We start from the raw sequence: 13681 nt of genomic DNA, 5'->3' as shown, positions 1-13681 counted from the left end.
AGTTGGACGTCCACGGTCAGAAGGCAAAGGCGATCGAGTCGGCCCACTATCGCGCAGTTGCAAAAACACGGGGAGCGCTACCTAGGTGACCTCACCCCAAGAAACTGGACAGTCCAGAACTGGAGAATTCCGGCGACACTAATGCCCAAGGAGGGCATTCGCCATGAGAAAGTCCAAGTTCACCGAAGAGCAGATTGCGTTTGCGCTACATCAGGCCGACACGGGTGTTTCGGTCGAAGAGGTTTGCCGCAAGGTCGGCGTCTCGCAGGCCACCTTCTACGCGTGGAAGAAGAAGTACGCCGGCGTGGGGGTCAGTGAGCTGCGACGTTTGCGTCAGCTCGAGGACGAGAATAAAAAGCTCAAGCAGCTGGTCGCCGATTTATCGCTGGACAAGGTCATGCTGCAGGATGTGCTGAAAAAAAAGCTCTAAGGCCGGCGCAGCGCAAGCAGCTCGTCGGCCATCTGATCGAACGCTACCGCGTGAGTGTGAACCGGGCTTGCCATGTCTGTCAGCAGAGCCGGGCCGGTTGGTACCAGAAGCTCAAGCCCAAAGTACTCGATGCACCCCTTAAGGCGCGCATGCACGAGATCGCCAGCACCCGGGTGCGATACGGCTTCTGGCGTATCTACGTGCTGATTCGCCGCGACGGCTGGCACGTCAATCACAAGCGCATTTACCGCCTGTACAAGGAGGAAGGCTTGAATCTGCGCAGTAAACGGCCGCATCGCCGCCGCGCCGCCGCTCATCGATTAGAGCGGCCCACGCTGACCGCCCCGGACCAGAGCTGGAGCATGGACTTCGTCTCGGACGCCTTGTTCAATGGGCAGCGATTCCGGGCGTTGACCGTCGTGGACAACTTCACCCGTGAATGTCTTGCGATTGAAGCTGGCCAATCTTTGACTGGCCAAGACGTGGTGCAAGCCTTGATGCGCATTGCGACCGAGCGCGGTGCTTTACCGCATCGCATTCAAGCCGACAACGGCCCGGAGTTCGTTTCCTTGCAGCTCGATAAGTGGGCCTACGACAACGGTGTGACGCTGGATTATTCTCGTCCAGGCAAGCCCACGGACAATCCATTCATCGAATCCTTCAACGGCAGCCTACGCGATGAATGTCTGAACACGACCTGGTTCATGTCGCTGGCAGATGCACGCAACAAGCTTGAAAACTGGAGGCAGGACTACAATTATTTCCGACCCCACTCGGCGCTGGCCGATACCCCACCAGCGCTCTTTGCCAAGCAGTTTGCAGTTACCCCAAACCTGTCGGATTCTCCAGTCTGAATCTGTCCAGTTCGTGGGAGGAGGTCACGTGGCGAATACGGGTGGCGAGCGTTCTATCCTTCTATGCCTACGCTTAAGGAATAAGCTGCCCGGTTTCCCGGGAGGGCAAGCCCAGACGACGTCGCACGATAGGGTCATTGCCCTGGTATCCCTTGGCCTGCTCCATCGATGTGATCTCTTCTGAGGAATAAACCCGAATCGTACGACCGGTGGAACTTGATGTGGCCGCCGGTACTTGAGACATAGCCATACCCGGCTGTACGACAACGCCCGCAGCCGGATTGCGGTACTCGACCGGCCCCAGCGTTAGATCGGGCGCACGCTCAACCTCGCGGTTCGGAGGGGCTGGCGGTGTGATCGAACTGGCCGACACCGGAGGATTTGAAGTGGAGAGTCCTGACGGTGTCTTCACATCTCGACTTGGGGACGAAACTGATTTCTCGCCGCCCGAGAAAATCATGAACCCACCAATCACGAGCGCGCCCAGGCCCAGTTGCCCGAACAGCCCCATGCCCGCATATCCAACGTTCGTTCCTCCACAGCCCGGACACTTGAGGGACAAGTTTTTTCCCTTCGGATACCACGTGTACTTGCAGTCTCGACACTTGTTCTGGGATCGCTTAGTTGCCATTTTTCGCTCTGTTCAGATACATTAAGTAACTTTATGTACATTACTGCACCTCTCGACGCGTAGCAACTGGCAATGCTTTTGGAGTGCGATGTGTCGACTGCGATTAATCACACATCCGGACGGTTTTTGATCAAGTGGAGTCGATGGACGGCTTTGGGTCGGAAGCGGTCTGTCGTCAAAGACAGCTCCCGGCCAGAAACAGTCACCTACGACCTTCCAGATTGACCACTCGTTGCCTATCGAGCCATTCAAAGCATTCGACGATTGTTGGCATGGACCTCTGGATCGCGGCGGCCTCCATCACCCCGATAGCGAGCTCCTGCGTCAAGATCGCGTCTTCTCCCTTCTCCTCATAGCCTGTGACGTTTTCCAAACAGCCTGATCTCCAGATCCAAACGCGCTGGTCGAGCAGAGCATTGTGCAAACCAGCGGAGAGTTGTATTCCCTCAGGGTGTTGGGCAAAAAGTGCCCAAGTATCAGCCGCCTGCCATCCAGTCTTCTTATCCTTCACGGGAAGGCCGTTTTCCCCAAGTGGAAATTCGTGTTGAAGCTTCAGTTTCTTGAGGACATCCTTGCTTCGGACCAGCGTCTCATCGTGTTTCGGGAGCATTGGTTGCTGCCCTTTTCTGGCTTCCGTAAACGCAAAATCCAGGTCGGCGATTCCGCACGCTTGGATGCCCATCGCGGCCAGCACCGGGAGCGCTTTGGGAATATCGGAGCAGGCACCCACAGCAACAAAGGCGACCTGATCCAGTTCTGGGTGGCGTCCGCGTAGACGCTCGTAGAGGAGCGGAAGGAGGCGCTTCTCCGTCTTACCCTCACAAAGCACGACAAGATCACAGAAGTAAATCTCGGCAAGGTTGCCCAATTCGAATAAGGTACGTGACTGCGCCTGGGCCTCATGAAGTGCACTGGCAACCGCATGCCTGAGAGGTAAGCGGGCGAGCGTCCCATCGGTCTTAGTTTTCCGAATGATGACGGCGTCGGCTGCGTTCTCCCTGCTCAACATGAGAGGAGAGTGCGTGGCATACACGACCTGAAAGCCCTTCTGCGACAAAGCTGCGAGCGCTTGGCGAAGACGCTTGACGCCCTGTGGATGTAAATACAGCTCGGGCTCGTCGATGAGCAATAGTCGACGTGCAGCAAGTGGTTTAGAGCCGATCTTTAGGTCAGCCAGATGTCGGATTAATGCCATCTGGATGGCGCGCTGGCAGCCAGTTCCCAGCTTATCGAAGGTCCTGCGGTCGCCAGTTTCCAAGTCGGTGACGTGCAAATTGCCCGCCTTAAAGAACTCCTTTACTTCAATAGTCTGCATACCCAGCTCGATCGCGAGCCCCGGAAAGAAGTCGCCGAGGGCCTTCGTCGCCCCGTCGTCGAACGTCTTTAGGTGTTCCGACCGGGATGCACCGTCGGTACTCAAAATGTCCTTAAAGGTCTGCAACGCAGAGACGAGTTCGTCATGGGTTTCAATAATCGGGCCCATGATCAAGTCGAGCAGCGACTTCAACGTGCTGCCGGCTTTTGCCTTGCCGAGGTCTTCCGCAAGATCTTCCATGGCATCGATTTGCAGCGGTTCTGGCAACAATGCCGACACCGCCTGCGATAAGCCGGTTGGGTAGCTTCTCCAGGACTTTGGAATGCCTTCGCCGGCGTATTGGTCAACGTCGAACACCTCACAGGTGAAGCCTTTTGGACCGGGAGCAGTGCAGACGACGCGAATCCACATAGACCCTGTATTGCAGAACGGCGCGATCGCGGCTTGATGCTTCGGTTCCGGCACGTATTCCAGAATTTCTGCAGTGATCCCATCTATTCGCGCAGTAACGACAATTGGCTCACCTTCCTTCGCGAAGTCTGACGCTTCCAATGCACTCGGTTTCAGCACCCAAGCGAGCGCAAAAAGAATGGTCGACTTTCCAGCGTTGTTCTGCCCAACAAGCGGAGTGAAAGACTCCAACGGTATGCTGACGTGATGGCACGCCCTAAGGCCTACGATGTCAATGAACCCGATCTTGTGCATAGCCGCTCCCTGCCTGATAAGTCCCTAGCGCAGTTCTGTCAAATAGTGTCATGTTTATACACGATATGACTCAGCGATGCGTAACCTCGGCTTGCGTGTTGAAGCATGCCCCTTACCGACTCGCGACCCCATTGAACCAGCAGCGAAAAAGCGACACCGCGGACTGCTAGGCGTCAATGCTCGGCGACACCAGATGCATCGGCAGCGGCGCGAACTCTCATCCTCCACATCGAGTTGGCTGAGAATCGGACTACCAGCGAACTGTCGTAGGCGACAAGCGGCGGTTTTGGAACGTGGCCACTAATAGTGGAACTGGCAGGCGTTGATCTGCAGCAGCCGCTGGCTCAAGGGGCTGACGGAGCTACGCCCGCAGCTTTGGGTCGAATGCGGCCGAAGTCGAAGGCCACGTCCGGATACACGCGAAGATCCGTCGTCTAAGCTTAAGGCGCCTATCGCAACGACTTGCAATGTCCCACCCACGCAGTGACTGCAATTCGCCGCGTATGGCCACAGCTGCGGCGGCGCATTGCACCCCGTCTTCTAGAGAAGCGGCAACGGCTACTTTTCGCACGATCCGAAGCGAGTTCGGCTACCTCTCCAGGCCGTGCCAGTGCTCGCCGCAACCGGATTGAGCGTTACGTCCGTCTGATACGAGAGAGCGCTCGGGCCCAAAGTTCGATTTCTGAACTCAACCCGAGCGACTTTTCTGAAGCGTCGGGACATGACGTGATGAGGCCGAAATGCGATCTCCTATTTCCACTGGCCGCTACAGGACTGAGCCAAAATCTATAGAACGCGACACGCGAGCGAGACTGCCATCCGCAACTGGTGACCAAACCGCACAAAACCGACATTACCGTAATTTTGCAGGAAATAGGAGAAGTTAGCCGCAATTTTCGTCGACTGACTTTATTATCCTCCGACAGACTTTATTCTCACTCTTCAAACTGAAAATCAAGAATAAAGTCCGTCGAACTCGGCGTTCGGAGGTGGGTTTTTAAAACGTGCTTCGAACTCTGTCGAACTATCCATTTCAGATGTGTTCCCGTTTTTGTTTTAAACAAAACTCTGTCGACGCATGATAAGCAGTACGCCTGTCAGAAAGGGCAAACGAAGCGATCAGGGCGACGGTCTTCCTCATCTCTACCTCTCTCTTTCAGGTTGGTTATTTGGTTGCGCCCTTGCAGATCGGAGCTTCGAAAGGGCCTCCATCATGCGGGGCAGCGCCAAGTGTTCCTCGGAGTATCCCCTTGCTTTGATCCGTTTAATCATCACTTTTCGCACTTCACCGTAGCTGGCGTCGCCCCCGTCGGGGCACGAAAATGGCGTGGAGTAACGTCGCAGCATGCGACGCGATATTGAGTTAGGATCGAGACCGTCCTTTTCGGCATTGAACTCGTGGAGCAGCGCCATCATCGACCCCTGTGTGGCCATTTCCCGGTAGACGACGCACGCTTCGCTCATCCCTCAGCCAACGGACGGTCGCACATCCTGACGTAGTCGTTCACTTTGTTGAAAGAGACCTGTTCGGTGGCACCCGCAGACCCCATGAGGGGGGGCTAAAGCGACCACAGCAGCGGCGACGTTCTTCATTAACGCCCTCTCTACGAGCTAGGAGTTCTATTCCTTGGTTCCGCCACAGATGGGGCCTTCCTGGAACGCGCGGTAAAGGGCTGTCAGGGCGATCTCTGAGTCGTCGTAGCCCATTCTCTTGATCCGTTTCAAGGCAACGCGGGCAATCGTGGCGTAGTCTGCACGCTCGGCACAGCCCCGACGGACGTCAAAGTGGCTGAGCCGCTCTCTTTGTGCGCTTGTCAGTCCCTCCATGCCATCCAATGTGTGCAGGCGCGCCATGCCCCCACCGGCCTGGATTCCCAACGCAATCAGCGCATAACACTCTGCACCCGGCGTGTTTGCAATCGGATTCGGTGTGCAGGCAAGGATTAGCCTCCCAACGGATGCCGGTATCCTGAATGCCTCATCATCATCAGTCGCCCCCGCAGACCCTACGAGGGCAATAGAGGCAATCAGTGCGGCCGCGGTCTTCTTCATTTCTCCCTCTCTCCCTTATAGAGGCTCGCTCACTTGGTCCTCGCAAATCGGCCCTTGCCCGCGACTTGCCGCCCCGACCATGTACCTTCGCAACTCCACATTCTACTTTTCCAACGCTGGCAAGCGGCATGGATCATGGCTCACTGCCATAACCGAATCACGCAGCGGAGTTGGATGCACGCCCCACTCTGAACGGCAGTACGCTTGGTCACTCCGTCAAAAAAGTCAGCAAGTCCCTGGCGCCTCCTGATACACCCCTCTAAGGTGTTGCGTTATGACCAATCCCGTCGACCTGTCGGGGGCACCGTCACGGACGCAATGGCATCCACTGCCTTGCAGTGCCTATGCTCTGATCTACTTTCGCCCGCGCATCGGCCGACGGGCGGCGTCTCTTGCTTGCCCCTCAAGATCTAGCTCGGGATCTGCAAGATCAAATAGCTGCTCAGAAAAACCGTAGGCCACGAGAGCCTCAACCAGTACGCCGAGCGCGACCTTAGGGGAGCAGGTCAAACCACCGTCAAACGCGATCATCCCTAGCGACCCCAGTTGATAGTGGCAGGGCCACGCTCGACCTGCATCGCAATGCGGCGAGTGGGGCTACACAGCTTCAAAGCTGCTCGATACGCTCCTCGAACAATGCGTGATCGACTAGATCCAATCCCTGGAAGCCCCACAAAACACTACGAATGTGTTTAAATATAAACACGCGTGTGTATTTGTAGATGCGTACCCCACAGGGAACCGTACACGGTGGCATGCCCCTCACCTTGCCACCGTGTACGGCAGACCTGACAGCCGCATTTTCTGCATCGTCACAATGCAGCATCAACCTTAGTTCCGTTCAGATTGAAAGTGATTGCTTGTGTCGTACGTATGTTCCGCGTCCTAAGAACCGCTAGAGTCAGGCATCGGTTGCTGCACGATCTTTCTCGCATTGCAGCGAGTGGCGGTTGGTCGCCCGAGTTGCAGGCGGCAGAGTGCGCAAGTCAAGCCTCCCGCATCATCCGCGCTCTCCCTGCCGGCTGCTGGCAGGCGGACTTCGTCCTGGAAGCTTATATGCAGGGTTTGAGTGCTGGTTTTTATGACATTGCTGAGGAAGGGATGCCCCAGTTGCTAAAGCAAAGCCTCGAAAACAATCTCGAGACTACAGCGGCGGCCCTTTACATTGGCTATCATCATGGGTCCTCAATTCGCCAAGCTTGGAACTCCCGCTAGAGGAAGAAATTCCCACCGAAAGCCCGATTTACAGGCTTTCGGGTCGAGCTGCCCTCAACCGCTTACGTTCTGACAGGTGCGACGTCATTATTCAGGCCCTAGCATATGAGAAGAGGCAAGCGAGATTGAAATCAGTACTGCAGCTTAGGCCTAGATCTGACAACATGGCGGCGATCTCGGTGCGGGAGCATGCTCTGTTTCTCGCATGTTGAATGCCCGCGAACCGAAAAAGATGACAAGCGCCCAGCGCAAGCTCGTGTACCACTCGAGATAATAGCGACTCGCTATGGACGGGATGCCGAACGCGTATTGCAGCGATAGCTAGTGCAGCCGCAGGAGTCTGCTGCGCGGCAGTTCGACTCATCGTGGACGCGCACGACATCCCGTGAGTTGCTCAAGAACTCGCTATTCACGTTCCTTTTGAGGATTCTGGCCGTTCCGCAAGGAGAGTAACGTCTCGCCAGAAGACACACAGGATGTCTTTATGAGTCATCGGAGGCAAGGGTGGGATGGTAATCCACCCATTTTTAGCGGCGCGCAGAAGTAGGACTGCTATGCGGTCATGGCCAACTGCTGCTTAGAGGTAAAGCCGCCCAGGGCCATATTCGGGCGCTCGTGATTGTAGGTCCACATCCACTCGGTGGCGACGCGCTGCACATGGTCCAAGTCGTCCCAGTGATACTGAGACAGCCATTCATAACGTACCGTACGGTTGAACCGCTCGACATACGCATTCTGCTGCGGCTTGCCCGGCTGGATATACTCGAGCTTGATGCCCCACTTGGCTGCCCACTCGACGATTGCCGAACTCAGATATTCCGGGCCATTATCACAACGTATTGCCATGGGCTTGCCTCGCCAGCCGATGATCTGCTTGAGCGCACGGATCACACGCTCGGAGGGCAACGAGAAGTCCACTTCGATACCCAGCGCTTCGCGATTGAAGTCGTCGATCACGTTCAGGCCCCGGATGCTGCGACCGTCGGCGAGTTGGTCATGCATGAAATCCATCGACCAGACCTCGTTAGCGGCGGCTGGCACGGTCAGCGGCTCAGGCGACTGCCGAACCAGCCTTTTGCGTGGCTTGATTCGCAAGTTCAACTCGAGTTCGCGGTAGATCCGGTACACGCGCTTGTGATTCCACGTGAAGCCTCTGACGTTGCGCAGGTACAGGAAACACAGTCCGAAACCCCAGTTTCGATGGTTATCCGTCAGCCGCAGCAGCCAGTCGGCTATCTGCTCGTTCTCGGCATCAGTCTTGGCCACATAGCGATAACACGTTTGGCTCACGCTAAACGCCTGGCAGGCCAGCCGAATCGATACACCGCGCGTCTGCACGGCACGCTCGGCCATCTCGCGGCGGCGAGATGGCCTCACCACTTTTTTTCAAGCGTCTCCGTCACGATCTCGGCCTTGAGCTTCTCTTCGACGTACATCTTGCGCAGCCGGGCGTTCTCGGCCTCTAGTCCCTTCATGCGCGCCATCATCGACATGTCCATGCCGCCGTACTTCGAACGCCACTTGTAGAACGTCGCCGAGCTGATACCCAACTCTCGACACAATTCCGGCACTGCCAAGCCAGCCTCGGCCCGCTTCAGTGCGTCCATGATCTGGCTGTCCGTGAATCTCGATCGCTTCATGCTGTAGAACTCCTCAATGAGAAAATTCTACTTCTGACCGCGCCAGTTTTGTGGGGATTACCGGATCTCCACAGATGTTGAATGGTCGGTCTATCGCTGTCGCGCCTAGGAGCTAAGGTCATGCCTGCGACTTCATCTCTAGATTGGAGTCACCTTGGAAGCCGTGCTCGCGCCCTAGCGCGTTACGTATGTTTACTTATTTGCATTTTTTTGTGAAACATATAGGATATGCTTTCAGCCGCAGGCGGCTAATCGATCTGGTTGAGTATGGTTCAAAAAATATGCAAACGATTCATTGGTAGCATTGCAAAACTTCCGATGCACAATGGATGGGAACTATAAGAAGAATGGAAACATTTGGCCAACGAGTGCGTGGTGCCAGATTGCGCTTTGGCTGGACGCAAAAAGAGCTGGCGTCAGTAAGCGGGCTAACGCAGAGCGCTATTGGTAACTATGAAAGTGGGCAGCGCACAGAACCTACAAGTGCGGCTCTTATCAAGCTGGCGCAGGCGCTCGATGTAACGCCAGAATGGCTAAGGCAAGGCAAGGAGGCCAAGGATGGGCCCTCCAAGAAGTCTTTGTCTTACATGCCTAAAGCACGGCAGCAAAAGGGGCTGGCAGCGGGATGGCCTTTCCATGAGGTGGGCTTCGACGAGTTCATGGCGCTTTCGTTGGCTGAGAAGCGCATGCTCGGGACCATGGTCGCAGCGTTTGTTCGGTCGTGCCTTGCACAAAAGTAAAGGCATCTACCCTATCTAATCGTAAAAAATAATCACAAACGTGTTTATTTTTTACGAGTTTTCGGATAGCATCGCTCCCAGCGCCTACAGTCCTACTTCAAACTGTTCTAGCCGGTTTCACGAGTGGGGCGCGCGTAAATTCAGAAGTAGCTGAGTCAAAACGCTACTAGCACTGAATGACTCATACAACGTCACGCAGCTCACTTTCTCATGAATCAAAATGGAACTTTCGAAGCATTCATCATATTTTTTTGGCCGACGGTTTGATAAGACAATATACGAGGCCGCTCGCCGACGCGAAGTGGACGCGACACCTTTATTGTCCGCACTCGAGTCTTCACGCACTCTCGCATGCGGAGTGGCTTCATTACTGCACGTGTTACGTGATCATGCGCTAACCGAAGACGGAAGCGATGAAGTGAAACTAATTGATCACATCCATACCGACGACCTAATCTCGCTATGCATTGAATCTATGACCTTGTTGAACACTAAAATAGAAGTCTTGGCAGACCAGCTTTGCACAAGACATTCGGAACAAGTTACGGACTGAAATAAGCGTTGCTGCCCGGGTAATCCCCCCATTTTTAGCGTTTGCCAGAAGTAGGAACGCTATGCGGCCATGGCGAGCCGCTGTTTCGGGGTAAATCCGCCCAGTGCCATGTTCGGGCGCTCGTGATTGTAGGACCACATCCACTGCGTAGCGACACGCTGAACGTGATCCAGATCGTCCCAATGATATTGGGACAGCCATTCGTAGCGAACGGTCCGGTTGAATCGCTCGACGTAGGCGTTCTGCTGGGGTCGGCCCGGTTGAATATATTCGAGCTTGATGCCCCATGTGCTTGCCCACTGCACAATGGCCGCACTCAGGTACTCCGGACCGTTGTCGCAACGAATCGCCGAGGGTTTTCCTCGCCAGCCAATGATCTGCTTGAGCGTGCGAATCACACGCTCTGAAGGCAACGAGAAGTCGACCTCGATGCCCAGCGCCTCGCGGTTAAAGTCGTAGATCACGTTCAGCACTCGGATGCTACGTCCGTCGGCAAGTTGGTCGTGCATGAAGTCCATCGACCACACCTGGTTGACCTGGGTAGGTACCGTCAACGGCTCGGGCGCCTGCCGAACCAGCCGTTTGCGCGGTTTGATCCGCAAGTTCAACTCGAGCTCGCGGTAGATCCGGTACACGCGCTTGTGGTTCCACCGCAAGCCGCGGACATTACGCAGGTACAGAAAGCACAACCCAAAGCCCCAATTGCGGTGGTTGTCCGTCAGGCGAAGCAGCCAGTTTGCGATCTCCTCGTTCTCGGCGTCGGTCTTGGCGATGTACCGATAGCAGGTCTGGCTAATGCTGAACGCCTCGCAAGCCATCCGGATTGATACGCCGTGATCTTGCACGGCACGTCGGGCCATCTCGCGGCGGCGAGATGGCCTCACCACTTTTTTTCGAGCGCCTCCGTCACGATCTCGGCCTTGAGCTTCTCCTCGACGTACATCTTGCGCAGGCGCGCGTTCTCGGCTTCCAGCTCCTTCATCCGTGCCATCAGCGACACGTCCATGCCACCGTACTTCGATCGCCACTTGTAGAACGTCGCCGAGCTGATGCCCAGCTCCCGGCACAGTTCGGGTACCGCAAGGCCGGCTTCCACCCGTTTGATGGCTTCGATGATCTGGCTGTCCGTGAATCGTGACTTCTTCATGCTGTAGAACTCCTCAACGAGAAAATTCTACTTCTGACCTCAACGCTTTTGCGGGGGGATTACCCCCGTTCCTCCGGGTTTTACTCGAAAACGTAACCCTCGCCTCTAATGCTGCGTATGGGCAGGCGGAGCGAATGGGCCGTGGCCTTCCTTCTCAGTCTGCTAATCGCCACATCAAGACGCCGAGTAATTCTGCCGTTATGCAAGTCATATGACGCACCTTGGCTGACGCGTGTCAATGGCTGCTTTGGGTTGCTGAGAAGCCAGGTCATGATCTTCCGCTCCGAATGATTCAGATCTATCCTGGTACCGTTTGGCGCCACCAGGATCCAGCCGTTCTCGGCTAAATGCCACTGCGCGTTTGGGCCAAATTCGACTGTAACGTCTGATTTCCCTTCAGGGGCATCTGGCTTGGCTGATGCGTTAATAAGGGAGGAAACACCGCTCTGAAGCTCCTCTTCGATTTGCAGGCGGCGCTTGGAGGCCAAGAGTGCCGCCATTAGCTCAAGAGAGTCAGGCATAGCGTCAACACAAGCGTCCGCCCCAGACAGCATTGCCCCAACGCGCGACAACCGATCCGGAAAACGTGAGACCACGACTATGCTGGCGCGGCGAAGCACAAGCCGTAGTTGAGCAACAGCGAGATGAACTGTGGTCGGCTCTGCCTCAAGCGCAACAATGGCAGGCGCGTGAACAGAAATGGCAGAGCGCATAGCAGCTACGCTGGAATAAACAGAAACCTCAAACCCAAAAGCTCGAAGGTCGTCTGAATGTCGAGCGGTACTGTCCGAACTAAGCGTCAGATACACGACTTTGAGATCTGCAGGCTGCAAAACTGAACGTGCAAGCGCCTCAGTGTTGACCAGGCTGTCTCCTCCAGGGCATAGATTCTTCGACCTCTTTTGCACTGAGGTGTCCATCGAGGAGCATCCTTCGCGGGCTGTGCTCATATCACTCTCCACGGCGCGTGGCTCCATCGCAACACTCTCTCCTGTTAAACACAATCGTGTTTATAATTTAAGCATACCGAAACCAGTTGCGACAAGAGAGTTTGCATAACTCGCTGATAAATAAGATAAAAATATTTATTTGTCTGGATTTCGGCTGACGATTAAACACATTTGCTAAGTTAAAAATTGCTGCGCACGCACAGGAGCACTTGATGTCAGGCCTTAACGTGACGTTGCCCGCGAATTTCGGATCCCTTAACTGAGCGAGATTATGCCACCCGTTGGTTCTGGGCGGCGTACCAGTCCCGCTCGAATTGCATCGGGCTGACGTAGCCCAACGTCGAGTGCAAGCGCGAATGATTGTAGAAGCTCAACCAGTCGATTACCTCGTCCATCGCTTCGCGACGCGTTGCAAAGCGCTGGCCGAGGATGCGTGCACGCTTGAGCGATCCCCACAGGCTCTCGGTCGGTGCGTTGTCCCAGCAATTGCCTCGACGGCTCATCGAACTGCGCATGCCGTAGCCCTTGAGCAGGTCCTGGAAGTCATGACTGCAATACTGGCTGCCACGGTCACTGTGGAGGATCAGGCCCGCTTGCGGACGGCGGCGAAACCACGCCATACGCAGCGCATCAGACACCAGCTCCGTGCGCATGTGCGGCTGCATCGACCAGCCCACCACCTGACGGCTGAACAGGTCGAGAATGACGGTCAGAAACAGCCAACCCTCGTCCGTCCAGATGTACGTGATGTCCGTAGTCCAGACCTGGTCGGGACGCGCGGGAGAGAAGTCTCGTTGCAGCAGGTCCGGTGCGACCGGCAGGCTGTGTTTGCTGTCGGTCGTGACCTTGAACCGGCGTTTGGTCTTCGCCTTGATGCCGTGCAGCTTCATGAGCCGCTGGACACGATCCTTGCTGACGCGAATGCCCTGGACCAGCAGTTGCTTCCACACGCGCGGCCAGCCGTACTCGCCTTTGGATTCAGCGTGCACGGCCTTGATGTGCACCAGCAGAGCGTCGTTGCTGATGCGTCGGCGCGGTCGGTCAGTATCGACATCCCGCACCTTGCGCGCGTGGTAACCGCTGGGGCTGACACCCAGCACCTGGCAGCTCAGGGACACCGGCCATTGTCGGCTGTGAAGCTCGATCCAGGCGTACTTCATGCCGACACCTTCGCAAAGTACGCCGTGGCTTTTCCCAATATGTCGCGCTCCATCTTCACGCGTGCCAACTCCGCGCGCAGCCGGGCAATCTCCATCTGTTCTGGAGAAACCTGTTTGCCTGCGCCGTTCAGCTTCCCAGCGGCATCGGCCTTCACCCAGTTGTGCAGCGTCTTCGGGCTGATGCCCAGTATCTTCGCCACCGCCGCCATGCTCTGGCCGCCGCGGACCATGCGCACGGCTTCCAGCATGAATTCCTGCGTATATCGAGCTCTCGGATTACCCATCTTTC

General features: G+C 55.9%; 9 protein-coding genes. 2 read left to right on the top strand and 7 right to left on the bottom strand.

Features of this window, described 5'->3' with window-relative positions; genetic code table 11:
• Positions 1-163 precede the first annotated feature (163 nt).
• A protein-coding gene (locus BPET_RS01035; RefSeq protein WP_407921175.1) for an IS3 family transposase occupies positions 164-1284 on the top strand; the annotation gives its coding sequence in 2 pieces (ribosomal slippage) (positions 164-425 and positions 425-1284; 1122 coding nt in all).
• 73 nt (positions 1285-1357) lie between these two features.
• Here BPET_RS01035 and BPET_RS26445 read toward each other — a convergent pair.
• The 4 genes from BPET_RS26445 to BPET_RS01010 all read right to left on the bottom strand — a co-directional run bounded on the left by BPET_RS26445 (position 1358) and on the right by BPET_RS01010 (position 8842).
• Entirely contained in the window at positions 1358-1795 is a 438-nt protein-coding gene (locus tag BPET_RS26445; protein ID WP_151208926.1) for a hypothetical protein, read from the bottom strand.
• Positions 1796-2117: 322 nt separating this feature from the next.
• A complete protein-coding gene (locus tag BPET_RS01030) occupies positions 2118-3935 on the bottom strand; it encodes an ATP-dependent nuclease (RefSeq protein ID WP_012247232.1) in 1818 nt (605 codons plus the stop codon).
• Between the two features lie 1620 nt (positions 3936-5555).
• Positions 5556-5987, bottom strand: coding sequence for a hypothetical protein (locus tag BPET_RS01020; protein ID WP_012247231.1), 432 nt, complete (start codon positions 5985-5987; stop codon positions 5556-5558).
• Between the two features lie 1767 nt (positions 5988-7754).
• A protein-coding gene (locus BPET_RS01010; RefSeq protein WP_085970193.1) for an IS3 family transposase occupies positions 7755-8842 on the bottom strand; the annotation gives its coding sequence in 2 pieces (ribosomal slippage) (positions 7755-8590 and positions 8590-8842; 1089 coding nt in all).
• 347 nt (positions 8843-9189) lie between these two features.
• Here BPET_RS01010 and BPET_RS01000 point away from each other — a divergent pair.
• Entirely contained in the window at positions 9190-9582 is a 393-nt protein-coding gene (locus tag BPET_RS01000) for a helix-turn-helix domain-containing protein (protein ID WP_158310064.1), read from the top strand.
• 612 nt (positions 9583-10194) lie between these two features.
• On the opposite strand, the gene BPET_RS00995 is transcribed toward BPET_RS01000, so the two are convergent.
• From BPET_RS00995 to BPET_RS00980, 3 genes are all read right to left on the bottom strand, one after another.
• Positions 10195-11282 (bottom strand): IS3 family transposase gene (locus BPET_RS00995; RefSeq protein WP_085970192.1). Its coding sequence is split into 2 segments (ribosomal slippage): positions 10195-11030 and positions 11030-11282, totalling 1089 coding nucleotides; the frame shifts between segments, so codons are not numbered across the junction.
• A gap of 80 nt (positions 11283-11362) precedes the next feature.
• Positions 11363-12232, bottom strand: coding sequence for a winged helix-turn-helix domain-containing protein (locus BPET_RS25640; RefSeq protein WP_158310063.1), 870 nt, complete (start codon positions 12230-12232; stop codon positions 11363-11365).
• 269 nt (positions 12233-12501) lie between these two features.
• A protein-coding gene (locus BPET_RS00980) for an IS3 family transposase (RefSeq protein ID WP_085970191.1) occupies positions 12502-13676 on the bottom strand; the annotation gives its coding sequence in 2 pieces (ribosomal slippage) (positions 12502-13427 and positions 13427-13676; 1176 coding nt in all).
• Positions 13677-13681: the final 5 nt, after the last annotated feature.

Source organism: Bordetella petrii (genome assembly GCF_000067205.1).
GTDB lineage: Bacteria > Pseudomonadota > Gammaproteobacteria > Burkholderiales > Burkholderiaceae_B > Bordetella_A > Bordetella_A petrii.
Note: the sequence above shows the minus strand (reverse complement) of the source record. Positions and strands in the feature narration are given on the sequence as shown.

Excerpts from the sequence above, each read along its gene's own strand:
- BPET_RS26445 (WP_151208926.1), bottom strand. The coding sequence starts at position 1,795 with ATGGGGCTGTTCGGGCAACTGGGCCTGGGCGCGCTCGTGATTGGTGGG.
- BPET_RS25640 (WP_158310063.1), bottom strand. The coding sequence starts at position 12,232 with ATGAGCACAGCCCGCGAAGGATGCTCCTCGATGGACACCTCAGTGCAA.
- BPET_RS01020 (WP_012247231.1), bottom strand. The coding sequence starts at position 5,987 with ATGAAGAAGACCGCGGCCGCACTGATTGCCTCTATTGCCCTCGTAGGG.
- BPET_RS01030 (WP_012247232.1), bottom strand. The coding sequence starts at position 3,935 with ATGCACAAGATCGGGTTCATTGACATCGTAGGCCTTAGGGCGTGCCAT.
- BPET_RS01000 (WP_158310064.1), top strand. The coding sequence starts at position 9,190 with ATGGAAACATTTGGCCAACGAGTGCGTGGTGCCAGATTGCGCTTTGGC.